Source organism: Natronorubrum bangense (genome assembly GCF_004799645.1).
GTDB classification, from domain to species: Archaea; Halobacteriota; Halobacteria; order Halobacteriales; family Natrialbaceae; genus Natronorubrum; species Natronorubrum bangense.
This window is the reverse complement of the sequence record NZ_CP031305.1, coordinates 179,167-203,604: the sequence shown is the minus strand read 5'-3', so window position 1 is coordinate 203,604 and position 24,438 is coordinate 179,167. Positions and strand designations below refer to the sequence as shown.

24 protein-coding genes are annotated in these 24,438 nt (G+C 63.9%); 8 read left to right on the top strand and 16 right to left on the bottom strand.

Going from position 1 to position 24,438, the window contains the following annotated elements; genetic code table 11:
- Nucleotides 1-16 precede the first annotated feature (16 nt).
- Nucleotides 17-433 carry a universal stress protein gene (locus DV706_RS01015; protein ID WP_006067876.1) on the top strand — a complete coding sequence of 139 codons (417 nt, stop codon included), beginning with the start codon at nucleotides 17-19 and terminating at the stop codon, nucleotides 431-433.
- Between the two features lie 66 nt (nucleotides 434-499).
- Complete coding sequence (locus DV706_RS01010; protein ID WP_006067875.1) at nucleotides 500-1,432, top strand: calcium/sodium antiporter; 933 nt, start codon at nucleotides 500-502, stop codon at nucleotides 1,430-1,432.
- Between the two features lie 40 nt (nucleotides 1,433-1,472).
- Here the strand turns inward: DV706_RS01010 and DV706_RS01005 are convergent, their stop codons facing one another.
- Together DV706_RS01005 and DV706_RS01000 are read right to left on the bottom strand one after the other, a co-directional pair.
- Nucleotides 1,473-2,756 carry a DUF7344 domain-containing protein gene (locus DV706_RS01005; protein ID WP_006067874.1) on the bottom strand — a complete coding sequence of 428 codons (1,284 nt, stop codon included), beginning with the start codon at nucleotides 2,754-2,756 and terminating at the stop codon, nucleotides 1,473-1,475.
- A 168-nt stretch (nucleotides 2,757-2,924) separates the two neighbouring features.
- A complete protein-coding gene (locus DV706_RS01000) occupies nucleotides 2,925-5,024 on the bottom strand; it encodes a bacterio-opsin activator domain-containing protein (protein ID WP_006067873.1) in 2,100 nt (699 codons plus the stop codon).
- Nucleotides 5,025-5,191: 167 nt separating this feature from the next.
- Here DV706_RS01000 and DV706_RS00995 point away from each other — a divergent pair, with 167 nt between their 5' ends.
- Together DV706_RS00995 and ftsZ are read left to right on the top strand one after the other, a co-directional pair.
- Nucleotides 5,192-6,637 (top strand): D-aminoacyl-tRNA deacylase, encoded by a 1,446-nt coding sequence (locus tag DV706_RS00995; RefSeq protein WP_136350759.1) that lies wholly within the window; start codon nucleotides 5,192-5,194, stop codon nucleotides 6,635-6,637.
- A 156-nt stretch (nucleotides 6,638-6,793) separates the two neighbouring features.
- The gene (ftsZ, locus tag DV706_RS00990; protein WP_136350758.1) at nucleotides 6,794-7,963 is read left to right on the top strand and encodes a cell division protein FtsZ; all 1,170 of its coding nucleotides are present in this window, start codon (nucleotides 6,794-6,796) and stop codon (nucleotides 7,961-7,963) included.
- 246 nt (nucleotides 7,964-8,209) lie between these two features.
- Here the strand turns inward: ftsZ and DV706_RS00985 are convergent, their stop codons facing one another.
- From DV706_RS00985 to DV706_RS00950, 8 genes are all read right to left on the bottom strand, one after another.
- Nucleotides 8,210-8,953, bottom strand: coding sequence for an SDR family NAD(P)-dependent oxidoreductase (locus DV706_RS00985; protein ID WP_006067870.1), 744 nt, complete (start codon nucleotides 8,951-8,953; stop codon nucleotides 8,210-8,212).
- Nucleotides 8,953-9,897, bottom strand: coding sequence for an ACP S-malonyltransferase (locus DV706_RS00980; RefSeq protein ID WP_006067869.1), 945 nt, complete (start codon nucleotides 9,895-9,897; stop codon nucleotides 8,953-8,955). The genes DV706_RS00985 and DV706_RS00980 overlap by 1 nt, the downstream gene beginning before the upstream one ends.
- Nucleotides 9,894-10,469 (bottom strand): holo-ACP synthase, encoded by a 576-nt coding sequence (locus DV706_RS00975; RefSeq protein ID WP_006067868.1) that lies wholly within the window; start codon nucleotides 10,467-10,469, stop codon nucleotides 9,894-9,896. Before DV706_RS00975 ends, DV706_RS00980 begins: the two co-directional genes overlap by 4 nt.
- A gap of 2 nt (nucleotides 10,470-10,471) precedes the next feature.
- Nucleotides 10,472-11,686 carry a beta-ketoacyl-[acyl-carrier-protein] synthase family protein gene (locus DV706_RS00970; RefSeq protein ID WP_006067867.1) on the bottom strand — a complete coding sequence of 405 codons (1,215 nt, stop codon included), beginning with the start codon at nucleotides 11,684-11,686 and terminating at the stop codon, nucleotides 10,472-10,474.
- Nucleotides 11,687-11,932 (bottom strand): acyl carrier protein, encoded by a 246-nt coding sequence (locus tag DV706_RS00965; protein ID WP_006067866.1) that lies wholly within the window; start codon nucleotides 11,930-11,932, stop codon nucleotides 11,687-11,689.
- 64 nt (nucleotides 11,933-11,996) lie between these two features.
- On the bottom strand, nucleotides 11,997-12,968 hold the full coding sequence (locus tag DV706_RS00960; protein ID WP_006067865.1) for a quinone oxidoreductase family protein: 972 nt from the start codon (nucleotides 12,966-12,968) through the stop codon (nucleotides 11,997-11,999).
- Between the two features lies 1 nt (nucleotide 12,969).
- Entirely contained in the window at nucleotides 12,970-13,860 is an 891-nt protein-coding gene (locus DV706_RS00955; protein ID WP_006067864.1) for a ferritin family protein, read from the bottom strand.
- 301 nt (nucleotides 13,861-14,161) lie between these two features.
- Nucleotides 14,162-14,497 (bottom strand): 2Fe-2S iron-sulfur cluster-binding protein, encoded by a 336-nt coding sequence (locus tag DV706_RS00950; RefSeq protein WP_006067863.1) that lies wholly within the window; start codon nucleotides 14,495-14,497, stop codon nucleotides 14,162-14,164.
- A gap of 190 nt (nucleotides 14,498-14,687) precedes the next feature.
- Between DV706_RS00950 and DV706_RS00945 the strand changes: the two genes are divergently transcribed.
- Nucleotides 14,688-16,091, top strand: a complete 1,404-nt coding sequence (locus tag DV706_RS00945; RefSeq protein ID WP_006067862.1) for a geranylgeranyl reductase family protein — start codon at nucleotides 14,688-14,690, stop codon at nucleotides 16,089-16,091.
- A gap of 205 nt (nucleotides 16,092-16,296) precedes the next feature.
- Nucleotides 16,297-17,169, top strand: a complete 873-nt coding sequence (locus DV706_RS00940) for a DUF4397 domain-containing protein (RefSeq protein WP_006067861.1) — start codon at nucleotides 16,297-16,299, stop codon at nucleotides 17,167-17,169.
- 86 nt (nucleotides 17,170-17,255) lie between these two features.
- Here the strand turns inward: DV706_RS00940 and DV706_RS00935 are convergent, their stop codons facing one another.
- The 3 genes from DV706_RS00935 to DV706_RS00925 all read right to left on the bottom strand — a co-directional run bounded on the left by DV706_RS00935 (nucleotide 17,256) and on the right by DV706_RS00925 (nucleotide 19,482).
- Nucleotides 17,256-18,539: an amidohydrolase gene (locus DV706_RS00935; protein WP_136350757.1), complete on the bottom strand. Its 1,284-nt coding sequence runs from the start codon at nucleotides 18,537-18,539 to the stop codon at nucleotides 17,256-17,258.
- Nucleotides 18,540-18,608: 69 nt separating this feature from the next.
- Nucleotides 18,609-19,079: a hypothetical protein gene (locus DV706_RS00930; protein ID WP_006067859.1), complete on the bottom strand. Its 471-nt coding sequence runs from the start codon at nucleotides 19,077-19,079 to the stop codon at nucleotides 18,609-18,611.
- Nucleotides 19,080-19,146: 67 nt separating this feature from the next.
- Nucleotides 19,147-19,482, bottom strand: coding sequence for an uS10/mL48 family ribosomal protein (locus DV706_RS00925; protein WP_006067858.1), 336 nt, complete (start codon nucleotides 19,480-19,482; stop codon nucleotides 19,147-19,149).
- 188 nt (nucleotides 19,483-19,670) lie between these two features.
- Here DV706_RS00925 and DV706_RS00920 point away from each other — a divergent pair, with 188 nt between their 5' ends.
- Together DV706_RS00920 and DV706_RS00915 are read left to right on the top strand one after the other, a co-directional pair.
- Complete coding sequence (locus tag DV706_RS00920) at nucleotides 19,671-20,108, top strand: bis(5'-nucleosyl)-tetraphosphatase (protein ID WP_006067857.1); 438 nt, start codon at nucleotides 19,671-19,673, stop codon at nucleotides 20,106-20,108.
- A 124-nt stretch (nucleotides 20,109-20,232) separates the two neighbouring features.
- A complete protein-coding gene (locus DV706_RS00915; protein WP_006067856.1) occupies nucleotides 20,233-21,279 on the top strand; it encodes a DUF5787 family protein in 1,047 nt (348 codons plus the stop codon).
- Between the two features lie 18 nt (nucleotides 21,280-21,297).
- Here DV706_RS00915 and DV706_RS00910 read toward each other — a convergent pair whose 3' ends face one another.
- The 3 genes from DV706_RS00910 to DV706_RS00900 form a co-directional block, all read right to left on the bottom strand.
- A complete protein-coding gene (locus DV706_RS00910; protein ID WP_006067855.1) occupies nucleotides 21,298-21,801 on the bottom strand; it encodes a DUF5797 family protein in 504 nt (167 codons plus the stop codon).
- 161 nt (nucleotides 21,802-21,962) lie between these two features.
- Entirely contained in the window at nucleotides 21,963-23,252 is a 1,290-nt protein-coding gene (locus DV706_RS00905) for an MFS transporter (RefSeq protein ID WP_006067854.1), read from the bottom strand.
- A gap of 100 nt (nucleotides 23,253-23,352) precedes the next feature.
- Nucleotides 23,353-24,384, bottom strand: coding sequence for a phosphate uptake regulator PhoU (locus DV706_RS00900; RefSeq protein ID WP_006067853.1), 1,032 nt, complete (start codon nucleotides 24,382-24,384; stop codon nucleotides 23,353-23,355).
- Between the last annotated feature and the right edge of the window lie 54 nt (nucleotides 24,385-24,438).

Here is a 24,438-nt window from a genome sequence, read left to right as displayed (position 1 = left end):
CGGCCGAAAACAGGGTATGGAAATTCTGGTCCCGATCGACGATTCGGACACCGCTCGGGCGGCGCTCGAGCACGCCGTTCGCGAGCATCCAGACGCGTCGATCACGGCGATCCACGCGATCGATCCGAGCGTCTCGAAGTACGGTGACGGCGGTATCTACGCCTACGAATCCGTACTCGAGTCACGACAGGAGGACGCGGCGGACCTGTTCGAGGACGTCGCCGAACTCGTCGCCGACCACGACGGGACGTACACCACGGACACCGTCGTTGGAGATCCCGCTCGAGAGATCGTCACGTACGCAGACGACCACGACGTCGACCACATCGTAATCGGGAGTCGCGGGCGTTCTGGCGCGAAACGAGTGCTACTGGGCAGTGTTGCCGAACGCGTCGTCCGGCGAGCACCCGTTCCGGTAACGATCGTTCGCTGAACGGGATGTCCGCTTTCGGCCGGACAAACCCCTTATTGACTTACGCCTGACAGTCCAACAGCAGCTATGCTCCTCTCCCTCGGCTTGCTTGCAGCCGGCATCGTCGCGCTCTACGCCGGTGCCGAACTACTCGTCGCCGGTGCCGGCCGGCTCGCACTGGGGATCGGGCTCCGGGCCGCAACCGTTGGGGTGACGGTGATCGCCTTTGCGACGACCGCACCCGAGCTGTTCGTCGCGACCATCGGTGCGCTGGACGTCTCGACCGATATCGGACTCGGTGCCGTTCTCGGTTCGAATATCGCGAACATCGGGCTGGTCCTTGGGGTGTCTGCGCTTATCAAACCGTTACGGATCAGCCAGATCGCTATGCGGCGGCACGTGCCGTTTATGCTGTTCGCGACGGTCCTGCTCGTTGTCCTCGGTGCAGACGGGACGATCGGCACACTCGAGGGTGCAATTTTTCTGCTGACACTCGGTGGCTTTACCGCCTATCTAGTCTCTTCTACCAACGTCAACCCGGCAGTGGGCGGTGACAAAACTGGCGCTGGCGACGGGATCACGCTGCGGGCTGTCGTGCTCGTCCTCGGTGGGTTGATGGCGCTCGTGCTCGGCTCGAGATGGCTCGTTTCTGGCGGTACCGGGCTGTTGTCGGCACTCGGCGTTTCGGATCTGGTAATCGGGTTGACGGTGCTCGCACTCGGCACCTCGTTGCCGGAACTTGCGGCGTCGGTCGTCGGCTCCGTCCGCGGCGAGACCGAGTTCGCCATCGGCAACGTCGTCGGTTCGAACATCTACAATATCCTCGCCGTGCTCGGTATCGTCGCCCTGATCACGCCGATCGAGATCGCCTCGAGCACGTTGCGGCTCGAATTCCCCGCGCTTGTCGTCTTTACGATCGTGTTGGTAGCGATGATGGGGTACGGCGGGCGGCTCACACGGCTCGATGGTGCTGTTCTCGTCGGTGGGTACGTTGCTTTTCTTGCCCTGCTCGTGGTCTGAGGAAACGTCAGACCCAGGTACAACAGCCGAGCCCAGCAGTTTACAGGCGCAGTGACGTCGCCGCTTCGGTCGCCTCGTCACCGTTCGCACAGCGCGACTGCAACCGGTCCAGCCGCGGGCCGACGTGTTCGCGAACGAGCCTGACCAGCGCGTCTTCCGGGCTGTCTCCTGTGATCGCAGTCGCCTGGGGATCGGTCTCCTCGTCGTCGACCGTCACGAGCAGTACCCGTTCGCGATCAGCAAAAACGATGCGGCCGTGGTGGTGTCTCTCGACGTGGAAGTTCAACCAGTCGAACTGTGGCTCACAGACCGTCGCTTCAGGGACTGCAGACCGAACGGTGTCTCGAACGCGCGGTGAGCGTGATCCGACGTAGACATCGACCCCGCGGTTCGCAGCGGCTTGCCAGCGCTCGAGACAGCGCTGCTGGACCATCGTTTCGTCGGGCGCCATCACGAACAGCTCCTCATCGGCGCTGTCGACGATCTCGTGGCTTCTGGCGATGACGCGTGCTGTTCCCTCGATCGTCCAGCCCGAACTCGTCCTCGCCGAGTTGCTGTCGGCGGCCGTGTCTCCCCTCGAGTCAGTTCCTGCCTGCGCTGGCCGCGTCTCGAGTGCCATGACAACCTCTCGAATCGGACTCGCAGCCAGCCAGTCGGCCCGCCACTGCGGTGCGTCGGGCTCGAGTGCAACGGTCTCGCTCGAGCGGTCGTAGTCGACGAGGTCGGCCGCTGCAAGCGAGGGGAGGTAGTCGTGTCGCAACGCCGTCGAAATGGGCCGCCAGTCCGATGTCTCGAGGTCGACGAGTCGGGTGTCGTCCTCGTGGGTTGCGATCAGTGCTGCCAGATCGTCGACAGCGAGGTCGGTGCGCTGTCTCGCGAGGATGGCACAGCTAAGCCGGCACCGCGCAGGCTGGAGTGCTTCGAGCGTTCGGTTGAGCATCGCTTCGTCGATGGTCGATCCGCCGTTCGGGTCCTCGAGGAAATGGGTCATCCACTCGAGGTCGAGAATCGGATGGTCGGCAAGCGCGACCGTCCGCGTGTCGCCGTGGGTCTCATCGGTTACCAGTCCGATATCACTGAGCCGCGGCACGTGGTGGTGAACGAGTTCGATATGTGTCTCTCGGCACTGCTCGTTGGTGACGATCGGGCAGCCGTGTTCACAGGCGGCGACGTCGGTCGCGAGCGTCTCGATCGAGTGTGGTGTCGGCTGTGTCCTGTCAGCAGCCGCCCGTTCGTAGAGGAGCGAAAGGAGGTATCGCCGGCGAGGGTCGACGAGGATGTCGAACGCAGTGGTTGTTCGCTCGGCAGTCAGGCAGGCACTCATTGATCGATGAAGACGTTGGGTGGGGGAAAGGGGTGTACCAGCATGCTCTGGTATGGCCGGTTGAGACGGTCATCGAGTCTCGACAAGTAGACGGACTCCTGTCCAGCAGCTCCGGCACGGTCGCTGGACGGCTTGCGGTTTCGCTGTCCGTCAAAATAGATGCCCGTCTTAATCGTCTCGCTCGTCGCCACTGGTGTCGCCAGCCTCAAAATAGGCCGTGAGCAGTTTCGCCTGTGCAACCCGGAGATGTTGGTGGAACGTCTGGCGAGCAATATCGAGCCGCTCAGCGATTTCGCCGGCGTTGCTGTTTCGCGTCGGCCACTCGAAGTACCCGCCGTAGTAGGCCGCCTCGAGAGCGGCCTGTTGTTTATCGGTCAGCTTCTCTTGGACGCGCCGTCGAAAGCCACCACGCGTTTCTATCGGCCGCTCGACGGTGCGTTTCGAAACCAGCTGCGTGTCGGGGTAGGCCTCCGTGACCGCCTCGACTAGTCCGCGAACGGGAATGTCCGGACTGACCTGAACGACTACGTTCGACACACCGTTGTCGACGGTCTGTGTCCGTATTCGCGCGCTGTAATCCGCCAGCAAGCCGGTGATCGTCGGTCCGTAAACGACGAACTCCCAGTGGCTCTCGTCGCCGCTAGTATCGATGTGACGACGCTCTCCGAACTTTGGGTGATCGTCGACGAACGCTCGAATCTTCGCCGGTTCGACGCCGGTGACGGTGATGTAGTAGACGAACACCCCCTCAGTCAGTGGCAGCACGTGATCGAGACTGACGTCGCTCTCGAGTTCGGCGGAGAGGTCGATACAGATATCTTGTCGATCGGATGATTCGAACTCGAGTTCGACGACGGTGTCGAGATAGAGGAGGCGACGAACCGCCATTGCGTTGAACGCGTGACCGACCGTGGCGCCGAATTCCTGAAGCACCTCTCGTTCCCGGTCGGTGAACGCCGTCGCGTCTGTGGCAGCGACAACGAGCACGCCGAACGTCCGGCCACTTGCGGTGATCGGAACGGCTGCGAGTGAGCCGTAGTCGCGTTCTCGAGCATCGGCTCGCCAGGCATCGACTGCACTCTCACGGAGCGAGTGATAACACTGGACGCTCTCGGTTTCGATCGGTGACGCTTCCGGCCCGTCGGCCGGTGGGTCGAGAACCCGCGAGAGAACGTCAGCAGCACCAGTCGCGTCGACGCCTGCCCACGAGCGCGGCTCGCCCGGCTGCTGGCCGCCCGTCGCGGGCTCGTCCTGTCCGATGACGGCAAACTGATAGAGTGTAGCAGCTGCGAACGCTTCGACAACTGCCGTTTCGACCGCCGCTTGTGTGTCTGCCGTGACCATCGTCTCGTCGATCGTCCGTATCGTGGTGTTGAGACGCTCGAGGCGCTCGAGTTCTCGTTCACGAGCTTTGCGATCACTGATGTCACGGCCAACACCGGTGAATCCGAAGACGATCCCGTCCGTGCCGGCGACCTGAGCGCTGTTGAATTCGACGGGAATCTCGTCGCCGTCGTTTGTCAGCACTCGCGCTTCGGCGGCGACACGGTCACCATCGACCAGCACCCGCTCGATTGCCGCTCCGATCTGGTCGTGGTCTTCCGGGACGACAAACTCGAGGGCGTTCATTCCCTCGAGTTTGTCGGGGTCGTAGCCGGTGACCTGCTCGAACCGTTCGTTCCACTGGACGAGATTGCCGTCCGTATCGAACGCATAGAGCAAGTCCGGCTGGGCCTCGAAGATGCTCTCTGTAAGCGCCTTCTCCTCGCGGAGTTCCAGTTCGCGTCTGTACTCGTCGGTCCGATCGTGGACGATCCGTACGTACCCCCGAAGGGGGGCGGTCTGAGAGTCGCCGCCGTCTCCAACGGTCAGACTCCCCTCGCGCTCCCGGATGGGTGCCAGCACCTCACGAACCCAGAACCGGCTTCCGTCGTTTCGAAGCCGCCAGCCTTCATCTGTGGCCTGTCCGTCGGTGCGCGCTTGCTCGAGAAGGCGTTCTGGACGGCCATCCTCGCGTTTCTCCGGTGGAAAGAAGAGCCGGTAGTGAGTGTCTGTGACCTCGTCTTCGTTATACCCTGTGAGCCGGACGGCATCCTCGTTCCACCGCACGACACGTCCGTCGGGATCGAGCACGGAGACGGCGTACGCACTGATGAGCGCGGTCAGCTGCTGAACGTCGAGGCTGAACGCCGATGGAAAGTCGAGCGCAGCCGACGCTGCACTCGTCTCGTCCGAGCCGTTGCTCGTATCCGGTGCTGGATCGGTCATGGGTGGTCAACTACGTTCATCGCTGGTTGTTCGTACTCCCGGCTACCATTCGCACGACTGAAAAACCGACGGTGGTTTCATATAGCCTGTATGATATTTCCGGCCAGCTCGACGAGTCGGCAACGAGAACCGACGGCGTTACTGGGCCCCAGACCGCCCACTCGAGTATGACTGCGCTCGCGATCGTCGAGAGTCGAGCCGACCGCGCATCGGTCCATATCTGTGACCAGCTCCGCGAACTCGCCGACTGGGAGGTCGTCGACGACGACACACGGCCCGCAGCCGATGGTGGTGGCACGTACTACCGAACCGCTGGTGCCGAGTTACGCTCGTTCGACGACTTTCACCTCGAACTCGAGCACCCGGTCGAAGCGTTCGACTGCGACCCCGATGTGCTCGTCTTTGCCTCGCGCCATTCGGGCGATACGGGGCCGCTGCTGACAGGGCATTTCACGGGTAACTTCGGTCCAGCCGAGTTCGGCGGCGAGGCCAATGCTGTCGCCGAGGCGTGTCCGAACGCACTCGCACACCTCCTCGACGCGTTCGACGAGTACGCCCCTGAGCAGTACGATGTCGGGATGGAGTGTACCCACCACGGCCCCACCAACGTCGGCTGTCCGTCGCTGTTTGCGGAACTCGGCAGTGGCGACGAGCAGTGGGACGACCCCAACGGTGCCGCGGCCGTCGCCCGCGCGATTCTCGAGCTTCGAGCTGTCTCCCCACACTGCGACCGCCTCGAGAGCGCTTCGCGCTCGAGCCATGAGAGTCGCGACGCAAGTCCGTGTCGACAGGTCGTCGGCTTTGGCGGCAACCACTACGCCCCTCGCTTTACTCGCATCGTCCGCGAAACGCCGTGGGCTGTGGGCCACATCGCAGCCGACTGGGCGCTCGATGCGATGGGTCATCCTTCTTCCCACCGTGACGTCCTCGAGGCGGCGTTCGACGCGAGCCACACCGACATGGCCGTTCTCGATGGCGAGTGGCCGGTGCTCGAGGAAACGCTCGAGGAGCTTGGCGTTCGGATCGTCAGCGAGACCTGGCTCCGCGAGGTGGGTGATCGACCACTCGAACTCGTCGATGCCGTCGAATCTTCTCTTGGGGCCGTCGACGACGGCGTCCGCTTTGGCGACTGTGCTGCCGAGTCGGTTGCCGTCGTCGAACTCCCGGCAGCACTGCTCGACGCTGCGGAGGGACTCGACCCGGAGGCGGTACGAACGGTCGTCGAGGCGACCACCGTCGCGTTTACGACCGAAAACGGCGGGATCCGGGTTGGCTCGCAGGTCGCGGTTCCCAGTTCCAACGGAGAGTCGTCGAACACGGGAGACACGACAGCTACGCAGACCATCGCGGCTGAGAGCGAAACGACTGCCAGAGGAGCCATCATCGAGGCACTGGCGGGTGTCCTCGAGGACAAATACGAAACGGTCACGCTCGAAGACGACGCCGTCGTCGCTGAACGGACGAGTTTCGATCCGGCGCTCGCTCGCGAGATCGGCGTTCCTGAGGGGCCGAAATTCGGCGCGCTCGCGAACGGTGACGCCGTCGCCGTCGATGGCGAAACGATCAGCCCCGAGACAGTTCGCAGCCAGCAGACGGACCGATTTCCGATTTAGTGGCTCCCAAACAACACGGTAATCACGGTCTACTCCGCCGTGAAGCGGGATCCGGAACCGACCTGCTCGGTGTGGTTGCTCGACGGACTGCGTCAGACAGTCGTCTGACGTGTAGGGGAAAGGTAATTATGCTCCATCTTTTAGATTGGGCCAAGAATGGACTCCATCATCGACGACGCCATCGACGAGGCCGAAGACGGGGAGTCGGCGACGGCCCACGAAGACAACACTGTACAGGACGGGCAGTCGCCGAACGGAAGCGAATCGAACACCCAGCGGACAGGAACGATGACCGACGACCAGCTCGAGGACGTCCTCAAGGACCTCCAGACAGACATTACGGTTGTCGGCTGTGGCGGTGCCGGTGGTAACACCGTCAACCGCATGGAAGAAGAGGGTATCCACGGTGCGAAGCTTGTCGCCGCCAACACCGACGTGCAACACCTCGTGGAGATCGAAGCCGACACGAAGATCCTGATGGGCGAAGAGAAAACCGGCGGCCGTGGTGCCGGCTCGCTCCCACAGGTCGGCGAGGAAGCCGCTCTCGAGAGTCAACAGGACATCTACGACGCGATCGACGGCTCCGATATGGTCTTCGTTACGGCAGGACTCGGTGGCGGGACGGGAACCGGCTCCGCACCAGTCGTCGCCAAAGCGGCCCGCGAGGCCGGCGCACTGACGATTTCGATCGTCACGACCCCGTTTACTGCTGAGGGAGAGGTCCGCCGAACGAACGCTGAAGCTGGCTTAGAGCGGCTGCGTGATGTCTCCGACACCGTCATCGTCGTCCCCAACGACCGTCTGCTGGATTCGGTCGGCAAACTGCCCGTCCGGCAGGCGTTCAAAGTCTCTGATGAGGTGCTGATGCGCTCGGTCAAAGGGATCACGGAACTCATCACGAAACCCGGCCTGGTCAACCTGGACTTCGCCGACGTTCGAACGGTGATGGAACGCGGCGGTGTCGCCATGATCGGCCTCGGCGAGTCCGACTCCGAAGCCAAAGCCCAGGACTCGGTCAAAACTGCGCTTCGCTCGCCGCTGCTCGACGTCGACATCTCCGGCGCGAGTTCCGCGCTCGTCAACGTCACCGGTGGCAACGACATGGCCATCGAGGAAGCCGAAGGCGTCGTCGAAGAGATCTACGACCGGATCGATCCCGACGCGCGGATCATCTGGGGGACCTCCATCGACGAAAGTCTCGAAGGCAGCATGCGAACGATGATCGTCGTCACGGGCGTCGAATCACCACAGATCTACGGCCAGCACGACGGCGAGGCCGTCCAGCCAGCCGGTGCAGGCGGCGACGACATCGACTTCGTCGACTGATCGGTACTCTCAAAACGACACGAGAGATCCAACTCGAGCGGGAGTCCATTAGTTCACAACTCGTCACGACTCGTTTCATTGTGCGGTTGCGGAATGCTGGGGTATCGACAGCGGAAAACCCGCGCGTTGCTCGTCAGCTGAAGTGATTCGACGCTCGTCGCTGTGGGATCGTTCTCGAGTGTTGATCTCGTTCCGCCAGTCGTCCGCATCCGGTGGTTGCGCCGCGTCGCTTGACTCTGACTCGTCTCAGCCGAGCAGTCCGTCGTCGACTCTGAGCACCTCGCCGTTGACGTACGACGCGGCGTCGCTGGCCAGGAACGCAATCGCGTCGGCGATTTCTTCTGGGGTTCCAACCCGTCCGCTCGCGGTTCGGTCCTCGACGAGCGTCTCGTAGTCGGCGACGTCTTCCAGCAAACCGGTGTCGGTGTACCCCGGCGCGACGGCGTTGACGCGGATGTCTTTCCCACCGAGTTCTCGCGCGGCGGCGCGAGTCAGTCCGATGAGTCCAGCCTTGCTCGCGGCGTAGTTGGCCTGCCCCGCCCAACCACGTCGTGCCGCGACACTCGCGACGTTGACGACCCGCCCGCCGCCGTTTCGAAGCATCGACCGCGCCGCCTCGCGTGTACAGTAGAACGGCCCGAAGAGGTTCGTCTCGAGAACGCGTCGCCACTGCTCGGGGGTCATCCGAACTAGCAGGCCGTTGTCCATCACCCCGGCGTTGTTCACGAGGATCGTCGGCGGCCCGTACCGCTCGGTAACCGTCTCGAACATCGCCGCGACCGCGTCGAAGTCGGTCACATCGCACCGTTCGACCGCGGTCTCGGTCGGATACGCCGCCAGCGCGTCGCGCGTTCGGTCGGCCGCCTCGTCGTCGGCGTGGTAGGTGGCGATCACCGTCCCACCGCCGTCGGCAAAGCGCTCCGCGACGGCGCGACCGATCCCACGGGTGCCGCCGGTGACGATGGCCACCTCGTCACGGAACGCGGCCATCAGGCGAACACCTCTCGCGCGTCGGCGGGCGTCTCGAGTGCGTCACACTCCGCGTCCGGATGGATTCGTTCGACGAGACTCGAGAGGACGCCGGTCGGCGGGAACCCGACGTACCGGTCGACGCCGCGGCGTTTCAGCGTCTCGACGACACCGACCCAGTCGACGGGCGCGGTGATCTGTGTCGTGAGATCCCGACGGGCGACGGCCGGGTCGGTGTAGACCTCGTTCGAGACGTCCGAGACGATCGGAATCGACGCCTCGCACATCGACAGCGACGCCATCACGTCTTCGACGGGCTCGACTGCCGATACCATCACCGGCGAGTGAAACGCCGCGCCGACCTCAAGTTCGCGAAATCGCGCGGCGGTGTCGTCGAGGGCGTTCCGAACGGCGTCGACTCCGTCGATCGTCCCGCTGATCACGGTCTGTCGTGGGCTGTTGTACAGCGCGACGCCGACGTCGTCGCGGTCGCGACAGACGTCGGCGACGGTCGCTCGGTCGACGAGCAGGACCGCCATCATCGTCCCGGGACCTGCGTCGCGTTCGGCCCGTTCCATGAACGTGCCGCGCCGGCGAACGACGTCGACGAGGTCGGTCGGCGACGCCGCGCCCGCGACCGCAAGCGACGTGAACTGGCCCAGGCTGTGGCCGGCGACGTACGCCGGCTCGACGCCGAACCGAGAAGCGATGCCGACAGACGTCGCGTATCCGGCCGCCAGCAGCGCTGGCTGTGCGTTTTGCGGTCGCGTGAGTTCCTCGAGTCCGTCGCGAAAACACCGATCGGAGAGATCGATCTCGAGGGCCGAATCGAGGGCGTCGAACGCGGCTCGTGTCTCCGGCCACGCGTCGTAGAAGGGCTGTGCCATTCCGGGGCGTTGGCTCCCCTGGCCGGGGAAGACAAACGCCGTGTCCGTAAGCGTCGTCGTTTCGTCCGTCTCTGTCATATATCAGTAGTTCCATCAGTAGGTCGATCGCATCGGAATCCGTTCTCGATCCCGACGACGGTCACCGAACCGACGGCGTAGCCGACGCTCCGGTCGTGGCTGAGCGAGACGTCGATCGCCACGGCGCCGGGATCGATCCCCTCCTGTTCGAGAGACGCCGCGAGCGTCTCGGCGGCGGGCGACTCGAGCGCGAGTCGCGGACCGGTCACGTCGCGAATGACTTCGACCGAATCGAGCGAGATCGCCGGCGATTCCTCGGCGAGGACCTTACAGAAGGCCTCCTTGGCCGCCCACCGGGCGGCGTAGTGTTGTGCTGGCTCGCCCTTGCCCTCGCAGTAGGCTCGCTCCGCATCGGTAAACGCCCGACTGCGAAACGACGCCCCGAACTCCGCGAGGAGATCGGCGATGCGGCCGATCGAGACGATGTCGATGCCGTGTCGGACGACGGGAGCGGAACCACCGGCTTCGACACCGTGGGACTCGAGTGCGGCGACGGCCGCCAACGTACCGGTGTCGTCGAGAGCCGCGGCGGATTCGTCGTCCGGTTCGTCGTCGCTGTCGGTTCCATTCATTGTCACACGCGTTCGAAGACGAGCGCGCCGTTGGTCCCGCCAAAACCCGCCGATGTGGTCACAGCGACCTCGAGAGTCGTCTCGCGGGTCTCGGCCACGATCGGGATGTCACACGCCGGATCCGGCGTCTCGTAGTTCGCCGTCGGCGGAATCGTTCCCTCGGCGATCGAACGCGCGAGGATCGCACTCTCTATCGCTCCGGCACCGCCGAGAGTGTGGCCGAGTGACCCCTTGGTGCTCGTGACCGGTGGCACCGTATCGAAGAGCGTCCGGAGCGCGTCGGCCTCGCGAGCGTCACCCGTCGGTGTGCTCGTCCCGTGGGCGTTGACGTGATCAACGGCGGCCGGCTCGCACCCGGCGTCGGTGAGCGCGCGCTCGAGACATCGCCGGAGACCCCGACCGCCCTCGGCCGGCCGTGTCGGATGGTGTGCGTCGCCGGTCAGCCCGGTTCCCGTGACCGCGGCGTACGGCCTCGCCCCGCGTTCGGCGGCGTGATCTCTGGCCTCGAGGAGGAGAATCCCACTGCCCTCGGCGAGGACGAACCCGTCCCGGTCGGCGTCGAACGGGCGGCTCGCCCGCTCGGGCTCGTCGTTGCGGGTGCTAAGCGCCCGCATCGCGTCGAAGCTCCCGACGCCGAGCGGGGAGATCGGTGCGTCGGTTCCGCCGGCGACCGCGACGTCGGCACGGCCGGTTCGGATGTCCGTGACCGCGTCAGCGATCGCGTGCGTGCCAGCCGCACAGGCCGTCGCGGGCGAGCGGTTCGGGCCTTGCAGATCGAACGACATGCTGACGTGACCGGCCGCCAGATTCGCGAGCGCGGTGATGAGAAACCGCGGCGACGGACGGCTGCCGGCTGCCGACTCGAGCTCCGGCAGGCCGGCGAAGGCCGACGCGATACTGGTCGCGGCTCGCTCGGGCCGCCAGTCGGGGTCGTCGGGATCGAAGCCAGCGTCTTCGATCGCCTCCGCGGCCGCGGCGACGGCGAGTTCGGCGTAGCGGCCCATCGTTCGCTCGTCGATCCACTCGTCTCCCGTCGCCACTGGGTCGCCCCCGATTTTACACGCGATCCGCGATCGGATCCCCGCCCCGTCGGGATCGAATCGCGTGATCGGACCTGCAGTAGTGACTCCAGAGCGGAGTTCCCTCCAGGTTTCGTCGGCGGTTTCGCCCAGCGGCGTCACCAACCCCACGCCGGTTACGACGACGTCTCGTCCCATTCAGACGCGTGCCGTGACGTACGTTCGGAGGTCGCCGACCGTCTCGATCTCCGCGAGGTCGTCATCGGGGATGTGGACGCCGACCTCCGCCTCGATCGCTTCAGCGAGTTCGACCATGTCGAGCGACTCTGCGTCGAGCGGTTCGTCCTCGAACTCGGTCGTCTCGTCGAACGCGTCCCGGTCGACGCGAAGTCTGTCGGCGATGATCTCCTCGAGTTGGTTCGCTATCTCGGTCGCGTTGGACATGTCCGCTTGCTTTCTCGTCAACCGTGAAAAATCGATCCGTTTACGAGCCGCAGTCCTGCCGAGGTCACGGCTCGAGCACGACCTTCCCGACGGTCTCACGATCTGCCAGCGCGTCGTGAGCCCGCGCCGCCGCCGACAGGGGGAACGTCTCGTCGACGACGGCCTCGATCCGACCGGCAGCGAGGTGCTCGGTCAGTTCCGGTAGCGCCGTGTGGACGCGGTCGGGGACGTGTTCGAGTGCGTGCTCGAGGTGATAGCCGATGACCGACTGGTTCTCGAAGAACAGCCGCGGCGTCGCCACTGTCGGTACCGAGCTGCTGGCCATGCCAAAGGAGACGATCCGTCCGGCGGGAGCGAGCGCCTCGAGGCTCGCGGCGAAGGCGTCACCACCGACGCCGTCGAGGACGAGATCGACGCCGTCGCCGTCGGTCCGGTCGTCGATTGCCGCCGCGACGTCGGTTTCGGTGTAGTCGATCGCGTGATCGGCGCCGAGCTCTCGCGCGAGGTCGCGTTTCGCGTCGGTGCTCGCAGTAGCGAAGACCTCCGCGTCCGCGACGGCGGCCAACTGGACGGCGAGCGAGCCGACCCCGCCCGCGGCGGCGTGGATCAGCACGCACTCACCGGTCTCCAGCCCGCCCCACTCGTGGAGGGCGTTGTGCGCGGTCAGTCCCTGGACTGGGATCGCGACCGCCTCGCGGAGCGACAACGAGTCCGGCACTGGAACTGTTCGCTCGACCGGCGCGGTCGCCACCTCGGCGTATCCGCCGCTCGAGGCCAGTGCCGCGACACGGTCGCCGACGTCAACGGCTGCTTCCTCCGGAGCCGCCGCGACCGTTCCGGCGACCTCGAGGCCGGGGACGAACGACGGAGACGGCCCGTCGGGATAGGTCCCACGACGCTGTTCGATGTCGGCGAAGTTCACGCCGGCAGCGCCGACGTCGATGCGGATCTCGCCGTCGCTGGCCGCGGGTGGCTCCCGTTCCGTGAGCGTGAGCACGTCGCTGTCCCCGTACTCGGTGATCTCGATAGCGTCCATCCTATCGTCCCCCATTTCGATCCGCGGAATCACTTTCAGGCTCCCGTGCTGTCTCCGTCGTCAGTTGCTCAAGTCGCTTCGCTCGTTGCTCGGCCGCGTCAGTCACGAGTTCCTCTCCCGACGGCCCCGGTAGTCGTTTCCACCCCATCTGTCCGGCGATGTCGTCGATCAGCGGGGCCAGCGTCGAGACGACGTCTTCGATCCGCTCCCGATCGACCGCGCCCGAGGCAAGCAGCGCCTCGAGTTTCGCGAGGCCGAAGCCGACGTGTCGACCCTCGTCACGCCGGATGTGCTCGAACCCCTCGGTGAGTCCGTGTACCGTCGGCCCGTCGGTTTCGGGGCCGAACGTCTCCCGAATGGCACGGAACCCGACCTGGGCGAACACGCCTTCGATCGTCAGGTGATAGTGTGCGTACGCCACCGCGCGGTTTTCGGGCGTGTCGGCCTCGAGGAGTCTCCCCATCGCGGTCTCCGTCCGATCGAAAATCTCCACGTAGGCGTCTGGAAACCAGCGATCGGCGGTGGGGTCGGTCGGCTCGAGGCCGCGGATCTCCTCGACGGGATTGATTACGTCCGTCCAGTAGCGATCGAAGAAGGCCGCGTGTCTGGCCTCTTCGTAGAGGTGGCTGGCGACGAACCGCTGGTCGTCGTCGGCCTCGAGCACCGTCGCAAGCGGGAGCAGATCGTCGACGACGGCCTCCTCGCCGGCCCCGAACATTGCGACCGTCGCGCGAAACTGGGTGAACGGGCGTCGGCCGAGGTCGACCAGCGTCTCGCGGTCCTGTTCGATGTCGATCGCATATGGATCCCAGTGACCGCTCGTCGCGTGTTGGAAGTACCGCGCCGCCCTCGAGTCGGGGCGTTCGTCCGCTTCGGCTTCGCCGAGTTGCATACGTGGTCGGTGGGTTACTGGCGTACAACGTATAGACGTTTCTAGTAGTGCAATGTCCGGCTCCGAAACCGACCGTCGAAACGTCAGTCAGCGACGGCCGCGTTCTTGGCCCAGTAACGACCGACTGCAGTCCGTTCCGAAGTCGGTTGCTGGTCTGGCCGGACCGAAACACGGCGGTCTCACGGATGACCGGGCGGGCCACCCTCACGCTGAAGCCGTACCCGTCACGGCTTTGCCACGTTGCCGCGTATCTCATCGAAAAAAGCGAGTGTCGCCGGGCTGGTTCCGGGACGGATGGCAGTTAGTCGTCTGCGGGCGCCGCGTCGCTCGACTCGCCGGCCTCGAGGTCACCCTCGATACTCGGTGGGTACGTGCCACGATCGAGTTTCAGATCCGACTGGGGCCGTGCCATACAGGTCAGCGCATAGCGTTCGGCCTCTTCGTCTGTCAGACCGCGCGCTGCGGGCTGGGTGACCTCTCCCTCAAGGATCTCGGCTGAACAGGCCAGACACATCCCAACACGGCAGGAGTACTCCTGGGCGATCCCCGCCTCGAGACAGCGACTCAGAATCGTCTCTTTGTCCGAACAGGTAATGGTCTCCCCCGTCCCGACGAACTCGATCGTGTACTCGGTCATACCGCTCGGTACGGCCGACCTCACTAAAACTCTTTATTTCACCGTAGCGAGACGAGCGTTTCGGAGCCGACCGACGGCGTCGCCGTCCGGTCGACGACGCGTCGACCCACCCCGGATCGTGAAATAGCGACCGACAATCCGACGAACCGACCATAAAACGTTTTCTTACCGCGGTGTGCACACTGTTGATATGAGTACGCAGGAGCAGTCGGCCGCCGCCACGACACAGACCCAGTCGCCGGACGTGGTCGTCGTCGGTGCCGGAACGGCGGGCTGTTATGCCGCCGCGACTATCGCACGAGCAGACTACGACGTCGTCATCCTCGAGCGCAAAACCGAGGACGAAGCAGGCCACATCGCCTGTGGCGACGCACTGAAAGGCGCTGATTCCTTCCCCGAGGCGATCCCCAAATCGAAACTCGAGCCCGCGTTTACGAACACGGGCGTCGACCACGGCCGGTTCGAAATCCCACAGGAGGATACCGTCCTCGAGATTCCGATTCCCGGCGAACTGGCCGTTATCGATCGCTGGGAGTACGGCCGCCGCATCATCGAGGGAGCCGAAGCCGTCGGTGTCGACTTTCACTACGATACGGTCGTCAACAACGTCACGCAGACTGATGACGGCCGCGTGACGGGTGTCGAAGCGATCCGGAAGGGTGAGCCCCGAACATACGAGGCAGCGGTCGTCATCGACGCCGCCGGCTCGCTCTCGGTCCTCCAAGATCACGTCGACTTCTCGGAGTCGACGTTCGATACGAACGTCAACTACAGCCACTTCTGTTCGGCCTACCGCGAAATCGTCCACGTCGACGAACCCGTCGAGTGGGACGACGCCCTCGTCTTCAAGCCAACCGAACGCGCGGCGGGCTATCTCTGGTATTTTCCCCGCACCGACACCGAAATCAACGCCGGACTGGGCTTCCAGATGACCGAAGAGCCGATGAAACTCGTCGACGACCTCAAACGTGACCTCGAGAACCGGCCGGAGTTCGCTGGCGCGGAAGTCGAGGACAAACTCGGCGCGGCCCTCCCGACCCGGCGACCGTACGACTCCGCGGTCCATCCGGGCTACATGGCCGTTGGCGACGCTGCCGGCCACGTCAACCCGACGACTGGCGGTGGCATCGCCGGCGCTGCCTACGCCGGCAAGTACGCCGCCGAAGCCGCGATCAAGGGTCTCGAGACCGGCGACGTCGGCGAGAAAACCCTCTGGGAGTACAACGAGCGCGTCATGGACCACTTCGGCGCACGGTATGCCGCCTTGGACGTCTACAACATCCTCTCGACGGCCATCGACGTCGACGACCTGATGGGGCTGCTCGCCGCGATGCCCGGCGAGAAACTCGCGGAGGCGCTGTACTCGGGGAGTACGAGCATCGGCCCGAAACTTGCCGCAGAAAGCCTGTACAACAGCCGTGGCCACTGGGGCACGATCTGGAACTTCTTCCAGACCAAGCGCCGGGCCGACGACCTGCTCGAACTCTACGAGGCCTATCCTCACCATCCCGCCGCCCTCGAGCACTGGCAGGAACGCCGCGACGACCTGATGGAACAGGTGTACGAGACGACTGGCGCTGATCCCAAGTACTGACCTCACAGTCGGTTTGCTGGGTACCGTTTTTGTCCCCACATCTCACCCCTTTTTGACCGGGAATTTCGAGCGAACTGTCGTGTCACCAGCGATACAACAGCTCGACACACAGACGTTAATGGCGACATGATATAAATACTAACTGGCCAAAAACCTACTCTGTTAGGGACTCTGGTTATTCTTGTTGGTAGGCTACACTGTCTCGATGGTACAACAACACACACGCCGACGCGCACTGTCACTGATCGGAGCCACTGGGGTCATCGGCCTCGCGGGCTGTCTGGGTGGCGACGATGGAACGGACGATGATGGGATGGCTGACGACCACGATGACGACGCCGAGAACGGAGCGATGGACGACCATGACGCAGGCGTCCGCGTTGCTCACCTCTCGCCTGATGCGCCAAACGTCGACGTCTATGTCGACGGCGACGCCGTCCTCGAGGACGTCCCCTATCGGGCCGTCAGCGACTATCTCGAGCTCGCCCCCGAGACGTACGGGGTCATGATCACGGCCGCAGGCGACCCCGACACCGTCGTCTTCGATGACGACGTTGAGGTCGGTGACGGCGACTACACGATCGCCGCCCTCGGCGAACTCGCAGAGGATGAGAATCAGCCGTTTGCACCCGCAGTACTCGAGGATGACCTGAGCGACCCCGGTGAGGACGCCCGCATCAGACTCGTCCACGCCTCGCCAGATGCGCCCGCCGTCGATGTCACGGCCGGCGACGGCGAGACGGTACTGTTCGAGGACGCTGCCTTCGGCGACGCTGCAGCCGTCGAGGTCCCCCCTGACATGTACACCCTCGAGGTCCGACCCGCGACCGAGGACAACGACGGCGACGTCGTCGCAACCTTCGACGTCGAACCGATGGCCGGCACCGTCTACTCGGCCTTTGCTGTCGGTTACTTAGAGCCCGAGGCTGCGCCGGCAGACGAACCGTTCGACCTCGAGGTCGTGGTCGATGCTGAACATCACGACGATGACGACGGTCACGACGACGACGATGGCTACGACGATGACGACGGTCACGACGATGACGATGGTCACGATGATGACGACGACGGGTACTGATCGACAGGCCACCTCGGACCGCCGGTTGCCAGCCGACGACAACTGATTCGCTTTTTTCCGAACCCCACGTCCCGATGCGCTGCCGCTTAGAACCCTCTTTGGCCGATCCGCTCGATCGTGCCGGCGATCACGTCGACACCATGGGCGACACTCGCCTCGTCGACATCGAACGTCGGGGTGTGGTGACCGCCGGGGTGGTCCGTGCCGATGCCAACATAACAGGCGGTACCGCCGTTTTCCTGGACCGCTTGCATCAGGAACGTCGCGTCCTCGCTGCCGCCGAGTTCGTCGCGCTCGAGCACGCGCTCGACGCCCTCGGTCCGTCCCGCGACGTCGGCGACGATGTCGACGAGTTCCTGATCGCTCGTCGCGCTCGGAGCTTCCGCGCCGATAGCGAAGTCGACCGTACACTCGTGCATCTCGGCCGCGCTGCGGACCACGTGGCGTGCCTTGCTGTGCATGTACTCCATCAGCTCAGTCGTCTCGCCGCGAACTTCGGCGAGGATCCGTGCCTCCTCCGGGATGACGTTGGCGGCCGTCCCGCCCTCGACGACGCCCGCGTTGACTCGCGTTTTGCCGTCGTTGTGTCGGGGGATGCCGTAGAGGTTCTGGACGGCTGTCGCCATCGCCTGCACGGCGTTTCGCCCCTGCTCGGGATGGCCGCCAGCGTGAGACGACTCGCCGGTGAACTCGGCCTCGAGGTGGCGAACGGCGAGAAAGCCGTCGATACCAGCGACGATTTCGCCAGTGGGATGATCGAGGCCGATATGGAGCGCCAGCAGGTGGTCGACGTCCTGAATGTGGTCGCTTTTGGCCATCGACTTCCCGCCGCCGACGACCTCTTCAGCGGGCTGGAAAAAGACCTTCAGCGTGCCAGAAAACTCACCGCTCTCGGCGATTCGCTCGAGGACGCCGACGCCGATCGTCGCGTGGGCGTCGTGGCCGCAGGCGTGCATCGCCCCCTCGTACTCGGATCGGAACCCCTCCGCAGCGGGTTCGTGGGCCGCGTCGTCGGATTCCTCGACCGGCAGCCCGTCGATGTCGACCCGGAGACCCACAGTGGGTCCCTCGCCGCGCTCGAGGACGGCGACGAGGCCCGTGTAGCCGCCTTCGAGCGACTCGAGAACCGCCTCGTCGACGCCGGCCTCGCGGGCGCGGTCGTACCAGTAGGCCAGTTCGGCCTCGTCGGGGACGGCCATCCGGTGGTCGCCCGCGATGGCGTCGGGGCCGACGTGGAGCGCGTCGAGGTCGAGTTGTGACTTGAGTTCCTCGGCGAGTCGTGCAGTGGTATAAAACTCACACCAGGCGGGTTCGGGCCGGCGGTGGAGGTCCCGGCGCAGCGAGATGCGGTCCGATTCGGTGAGTGCCATACCCACTCGTTAGACGACAGATCCTATAGTTACCACTGAAAATCAGTGTCCGGCAGCCGCGCGCTCCGCTTACTCTTGCTGTGCGGTCCCGGGCTCCCCCCGCGCGATGGGGGCCTCGAGGTCTTCGAGCGCCCACGTGACGACCCGGGCTTGGACGAGCTCCCGGTCAGATGGGGGATACTCGGTGTCGCCCGCGAGAATCTGCTGGCTGTCGGTCCAGAATCGCTCTTCGATGGGCTGGTGGTCGGGCACGTCTTTCGTTCGGTTGGTGAACGCCTCGAAGTCCTCTCGGAGATCGAAGGAGGCACGGGCGGCGTTACACCGAGGCAACGGCGTCATTCCGGTCTCGAGGACGAGATCACAGACCGTCTCCCAGTCTCGGTCACAAAAGTACAGTGATACCTCACCGACGACGTCCTGCCAGGCGATGGCTTCGCCGTGTTTTAGCTGTTGAATCACTCGCGGCGGCAGATCGATTCGGTGGTCGATATCACCGGTTTCACAGAGACAGCAGGGCTTCTCGGTCTTGCCCGTATACATTGCCCGACTGTTTGGCTCGAGCGGATAAAAGCAACAAGCCAACGTAAGAGGGGTCGCGTCTCAGGCGTTAGTTGCCACGGCCGACGCCACGAACGTGCTCGACTTCCGCCTCGATGTGGACCGAATCCGGGAAGTTCTGCTCGGCAATATTGCGCGCGAGGTTGTCGTGGCCGTGAATCTCGAGCTCGCGGGTGAACACCGTATACTGCCACGAAGAGAACTGCCGATCGTCGTCGGCGTGGAGCCGACACCGCTGGGGCACGGAAAATTTCTCGGGCGGATGGGAGTGGGGCCCTTTCAGAGCAGCTCCCTTGCGCTCGGCGGTAGATTTGATGTCTTCGACGATCCCATCCAGAGCGGCTCGATCGCCGCTCTGGAGCGTGAGGCGGGTAACGAAGGTCATAGTTGTGCTGTCCATTTGTCAACGGCCGGTGCGTAAAAACTTGCTGAGATACGCCCAGTTCATTCACAGAGCGGTGGACAAATTCAGACACGTCGGCCGAAAACTCGTAGACATCGTTCCACTGATCGGGATATCCGTTGGACGAACAGTCCGATATTCTCTTAACGTCGCACCTATTATTCCAGATAATGGCAGTCGAAGCTACGAGCGCAGGCGCGATCCTCTTCCGCGATACGCGGGGCCGGCGCGAGTATCTTCTACTCAAGAGCCGCCCAGGCGATTGGGAGTTTCCCAAGGGCGGTGTCGAAGGAGATGAAGAGCTACAGCAGACGGCGATCCGCGAAGTAAAGGAAGAGGCAGGTATCGAGCAGTTCCGGCTTCTCGACGGCTTTCGTGAGGACTACAACTACGTCTTCGAGGCAAACGGCACGACGATCCACAAGACCGTTCACCTCTTTATTGCGAAATCGTTCGAGGCCAGTGCGGAGCTATCAAACGAACATCGGGACCTCCAGTGGCGCGACTACGAGCAGGCAGTCAACACCGTCACACAGGACGGGCCACGCGAAATCTTAGAACAGGCCCACGAGTTCCTTGACGACCGCGAGGAGGAGGACGAAGAGTAAGGTCACGGCAATCTCGAGTCGCCCACCGACATCACAGTGGCCACCCGCTCGAGATCCATCGCCGTGAGTCACCTTCCCACGCCGATCAGGCAGCGCTTTTGCGCACGTGGCTCGAATAGCCAGTGTGGACCGGCATACGACCGAGTTCGAGTTCGAACTCCGAAGCTGTCGCTGGGCCGAACGCGCCTGGCCGCCGACCGAGGCAACCAGTGGCAATCACGTGATCGTTGCCCGTCAGCTCGGAACGAAACGCCGCCGCTGGGACACCATCGTTCTCGAGTGTGACCCAGCGGCGCTTCGCGAGCGGGCAGCGTTCGGCCCAGAGCGCCTCGACAGCGACCTTTTGCATCTCGTTCGCAACGCGCCCACGGAGTGGACGTACTATCGCGACTGTCTCCCCGACCCCGGCTACCCGTGGCGCTACGTCCGCGAGGCGATTCATCGAGCCGACGATCGAGACATCCTCGAGACCCGCAAGTCGGGTAATCGTATCCAGATCCGTCGGAAATGGCCCTATCCCGACTGGGTCGACCGAATCATCGCGATCGAGAACAAACCCGACTTAGACGCCAGCGCGGCCCGCGTGCTCGGCTCGCAACTCGAGTACGACGTCGCCGTCTCGCTGGCCGACGAGGTCTGGGTCGCGACGCGGGCGACGGGCAACGCTGTCGAACCCGCGCTGTTCGAGGGGGTCCCGATCGAAGCCGGCATCCTCGCGCTCGAGCCTGCGGCCCTGACCGCGACAGTCGAGTGGTATCCTCGGACACTTCCCGTCGCCGAACCCGGCACGCGCATCCTCGAGCGACCCGACGGCGGCGCTCGAGATGGCTCGGCAGCCCGTTTCGAATACGTCGATCCCGAGACGAAAGCCGAAACACGACTCGCGATCGCCGAGCGGGCCTACGAACGTGGCTGGCGCTCGTTCGTCGATACCATGCGTCCTGACTGTCGGGGCTTCCAGTTGCGTGCTCGAGACGGCACACAACTCCGCCCACACTGTTCGGCGAAAGGACGGTGTCAGACGGCTGCGGAGTGTTCTGGGAGCTGTCCCGAGTTCGAGCCGGAGCCGCCGGGGTGGCGAACGCGAGGCTGGCCGATCGAGGGTGGCCCAGGAACACGCTGTCGACAACTGCTCGAGGATCGACGTCGACGACGGCGACCGGGGCTGTAACTGCGCTTGCGCCGTTTTTCAGTCGGAGACGCCGACCTCGAGATCCTCACGTTCGACGGCCAGCCGGAACGTCGGAACGGTTCGGTACTCGACCTCGACGACGTCCTTGCGGCGGAGACTCTGCAGTCCCGAGCGGACGTCCTCGGCCTCGGGGTCGACGTCGAACTCCTCGCGGAGTTTGTGCAGGACCGACACGACGCTCTCGGACTCCTCGTCGGGCCCGGCCAGCACCGCGACGATCTGTGACTGCAGCTCCGGGACGCGGATCCTGGATGGCGGCCCTTCGTCGTCTGGATCACTCTCGATACCGGGTTCGACGTCGACGAGGTCTGCCGCCTCGCTCGTCGCCCGAATCAGGCTGTTGTCATCACGGAAGTAGTAATCACCGAGTTCGTTCTCGAGATACTGATGGACTTCGCTGCCGCTGTCCATCCCCCACCGGTCCTGTAACTCCGCGTTTTTCGTCGGTTGTAGCTCCACGACGTCTGCCAAGCGTTCCGTGGCCTCCTCCGAGAGCGTCATCGTCGAATCGTATGCGGATCCGCTACTTTTGCGTTGCGTCCCATCGTTTCTCGGCCAACGCTGCCGGATTCTCACAACTGCGGCCCTGAGGTGGACTGCTGGCAGTCAGTTCCGGTGTGCCACGCTGGTCTGACCTGTCAGCCACTCGAGAGCAGTGTGGGTCAGTCGTTGCTGAGAACTGGGAGCGGCTGTGTCGTCTCGAGTGTCTCCTCGATCTGCGTATAGACGAGGAGTGTGCCGATGGCGGCGAGTGCCGTGCCGAAAACGAACGGCATCGCAAAGCCGTAGCCGACCAGCGCGCCCGACGAAAGTGGGCCGATGGCGATCCCGAAGCCAAACGCCATCGTGAGCACAGCGAGCTTCGAACCGGACTCGCCCTCACCCGCGAGATCGCCAGCGAGGGCAAGCCCCGGCGCAAACACCATCGCACCTGCAATGCCCTGAAGCAAGCGAGCGACGAACATCAGCTCCGAGGTCGTGACGAACCCCTGGACGAGCGTTGTCGGGAGCAACAAGAGCATTCCGCCGACGATGAACGGGCGGCGGCCGTACCGATCACAGGCTCGGCCGATCGGCGTCTGTAAGAGAACCTGTGCCAGAATAAAGGCCGCAAACTGGAGCCCAAACCAGGTCGAGCCCTGATCGAGACGGGCGTTGACCTGTGGCTGAATCGTCGCGAACAGTGCGATCGACGTCGCCATAAACAGCGAGGCGATGCCGAGCGTGAAGATCGGATCGAGCAGGTGCGACCCCGACTGGTCTCGGATCGAGATCGAGAGGTCGGCACTGGCGTTCGCTCTCGTCGCATCGGGATCTGAGATCAGGACGGTGACCAGCAGATAGCTGGCCACCGCCGTAATCGCAGCAATCGAAAACGCGGCGTCGAAGCCGCTGATCGTTGGGCCAGCGGGCAGCGTGTACGGGCCGAGATTGACAACCGCGCCAGCGACGATCGGGCCGGCACCGAAGCCGACCAGCCGAAACGTGTTGTAGACACCCATGTTTCCGCCGCGGTCCTGTGCCGTTGCGAGTTCGTTAACCAACGCGATCGATGCCGGGATAATAAACGCCACGCTGACCCCCTGCAGACCACGAATAACGACGAGAGAAAGATACGTCTCCGCGAAGATGTATGCGACGTTCGTCATCGCGAGGCCACCAAGCCCGATCAGGATGAACGGTTTTCGCTTGCCAACGCGGTCGGAAAGACGGCCAGTAAACGGCTGAAAACTACTGTTGAGAAAGCCAAACAGCGAGAGGATGATGCCAATAATCATCGCCTCCTCGAGGCCGAACGTCCGCCCGTCGACGGTGGCGCTGGCCACGTACAGCGGGATAACGATGATCAGAAACGAGTTCCCGATGCCGTCAGCCATCCGAGCAAACGCCAGTGCGAGGACTCGCCGATCGACGGCGAACTGTGCAAGAACCCGCCGAAGGAGAGACCGCATCGGACAGATGTGTGTCGCCAGATCGGATTACTGTTTCGACTCGGTGGGTGATCAGCCGATCGAACAGCGACACTGCAGGCGCAAAGCGACGAGGAGTCGATCAGTTGATCGTCGTGTGTTCTGACTCCTCGTTCAACGCGAGGTTCGCCGCGATTTCGGCGTTTCGCATCGCATACTGGGCCGTCTGCTGGAGACTGACGAGCACTTCACGGACTCGGAGGAGATCCTCGTTGGACATCTCCGGTAGCTCGTCGAGGATCTCTTTCTCGCGGTCGGAAACCTCGTGGAAGAGCGCTCGAACCCGATTCGACTTGTCGTAGTCGCGCTCGACGGCTGCCTCAACTGCAAGCGAGGTGATCTCGTCGACCTGTTCGTTCAGCTCGCGGATGTCACGCATCACTGAGCTGTCGACGTTCAGACTGTGGCCCTCGGTCTCGATGACGATTTCGGCGATGTCTTCGGCGTTGTCCGCCGTCAGCTCGAGGTTTTTCGCGATCGATCGGTAGCCGATCAGCGGGAAGCCACTGTTCAGGCCGACCGCGCGGGCGAGGTTCGGGTTCTGGTAGGCCGTGAAAATCAGGCGCAGCAGAAGCACGAAGATCTTGTTCGCCTGACGTTCGCGGTTCAGGGCGCGCTGGGCCAGATCAGGGTTACCGTGTGCCAGCGCCTTGATCCCCTCCCCACGCATCGTCTGTCCCGTTCGCTCGAGGCGCTCTAAGAGATTGTCGAGGGTGAAGTCCTCCGGATCGACCGAACAACGAATCGAGATGCTCTCGGGAGTCTCTTCGATGACGCCCAGCCCCATCAGCTGCGTTTCAGCCTGATAGACCGCGTTGATGTGGTCGGACTCGAGGGCGCCGTCTTCGGTATCGATGCGGATGACACGCCGGCCCAGCACGTACTGGGCGACGATCGCTCGCTCGACGGCATCGGCATCGAGATTGTCGGCGTGGATGATCGCTTCCGTCTCTTCGGTGTTGGCCGACTCGGGCATGACAGTCAGCGTGCCCTTGCCGCTGGTCCGCAGGGAGACTTCGTCTCCCTTCTCGACACCGTGTTCGGACGCCCATTCTGCGGGGAGGGTCATCGCAAGCGTCGATGGACCCAATCGTTGCACTTTCCGCGTTTCCATGTGCCACCCTAGGCGAGAGTCGGCCTTAATCCTGACTATATAGTCATTACATGA

What these genes read in the sequence shown, in the direction of transcription:
- DV706_RS00945 (WP_006067862.1), top strand. Translation starts at nt 14,688, where the DNA reads ATGAGTACGCAGGAGCAGTCGGCCGCCGCCACGACACAGACCCAGTCG.
- DV706_RS01005 (WP_006067874.1), bottom strand. Translation starts at nt 2,756, where the DNA reads ATGAGTGCCTGCCTGACTGCCGAGCGAACAACCACTGCGTTCGACATC.
- DV706_RS00955 (WP_006067864.1), bottom strand. Translation starts at nt 13,860, where the DNA reads ATGCAACTCGGCGAAGCCGAAGCGGACGAACGCCCCGACTCGAGGGCG.
- DV706_RS00905 (WP_006067854.1), bottom strand. Translation starts at nt 23,252, where the DNA reads ATGCGGTCTCTCCTTCGGCGGGTTCTTGCACAGTTCGCCGTCGATCGG.
- DV706_RS01000 (WP_006067873.1), bottom strand. Translation starts at nt 5,024, where the DNA reads ATGACCGATCCAGCACCGGATACGAGCAACGGCTCGGACGAGACGAGT.
- DV706_RS01015 (WP_006067876.1), top strand. Translation starts at nt 17, where the DNA reads ATGGAAATTCTGGTCCCGATCGACGATTCGGACACCGCTCGGGCGGCG.
- DV706_RS00995 (WP_136350759.1), top strand. Translation starts at nt 5,192, where the DNA reads ATGACTGCGCTCGCGATCGTCGAGAGTCGAGCCGACCGCGCATCGGTC.
- DV706_RS01010 (WP_006067875.1), top strand. Translation starts at nt 500, where the DNA reads ATGCTCCTCTCCCTCGGCTTGCTTGCAGCCGGCATCGTCGCGCTCTAC.
- DV706_RS00965 (WP_006067866.1), bottom strand. Translation starts at nt 11,932, where the DNA reads ATGTCCAACGCGACCGAGATAGCGAACCAACTCGAGGAGATCATCGCC.
- DV706_RS00950 (WP_006067863.1), bottom strand. Translation starts at nt 14,497, where the DNA reads ATGACCGAGTACACGATCGAGTTCGTCGGGACGGGGGAGACCATTACC.
- DV706_RS00985 (WP_006067870.1), bottom strand. Translation starts at nt 8,953, where the DNA reads ATGGCCGCGTTCCGTGACGAGGTGGCCATCGTCACCGGCGGCACCCGT.
- DV706_RS00930 (WP_006067859.1), bottom strand. Translation starts at nt 19,079, where the DNA reads ATGTATACGGGCAAGACCGAGAAGCCCTGCTGTCTCTGTGAAACCGGT.
- ftsZ (WP_136350758.1), top strand. Translation starts at nt 6,794, where the DNA reads ATGGACTCCATCATCGACGACGCCATCGACGAGGCCGAAGACGGGGAG.
- DV706_RS00925 (WP_006067858.1), bottom strand. Translation starts at nt 19,482, where the DNA reads ATGACCTTCGTTACCCGCCTCACGCTCCAGAGCGGCGATCGAGCCGCT.
- DV706_RS00960 (WP_006067865.1), bottom strand. Translation starts at nt 12,968, where the DNA reads ATGGACGCTATCGAGATCACCGAGTACGGGGACAGCGACGTGCTCACG.
- DV706_RS00935 (WP_136350757.1), bottom strand. Translation starts at nt 18,539, where the DNA reads ATGGCACTCACCGAATCGGACCGCATCTCGCTGCGCCGGGACCTCCAC.
- DV706_RS00940 (WP_006067861.1), top strand. Translation starts at nt 16,297, where the DNA reads ATGGTACAACAACACACACGCCGACGCGCACTGTCACTGATCGGAGCC.
- DV706_RS00920 (WP_006067857.1), top strand. Translation starts at nt 19,671, where the DNA reads ATGGCAGTCGAAGCTACGAGCGCAGGCGCGATCCTCTTCCGCGATACG.
- DV706_RS00900 (WP_006067853.1), bottom strand. Translation starts at nt 24,384, where the DNA reads ATGGAAACGCGGAAAGTGCAACGATTGGGTCCATCGACGCTTGCGATG.
- DV706_RS00980 (WP_006067869.1), bottom strand. Translation starts at nt 9,897, where the DNA reads ATGACAGAGACGGACGAAACGACGACGCTTACGGACACGGCGTTTGTC.
- DV706_RS00910 (WP_006067855.1), bottom strand. Translation starts at nt 21,801, where the DNA reads ATGACGCTCTCGGAGGAGGCCACGGAACGCTTGGCAGACGTCGTGGAG.
- DV706_RS00975 (WP_006067868.1), bottom strand. Translation starts at nt 10,469, where the DNA reads ATGAATGGAACCGACAGCGACGACGAACCGGACGACGAATCCGCCGCG.
- DV706_RS00970 (WP_006067867.1), bottom strand. Translation starts at nt 11,686, where the DNA reads ATGGGACGAGACGTCGTCGTAACCGGCGTGGGGTTGGTGACGCCGCTG.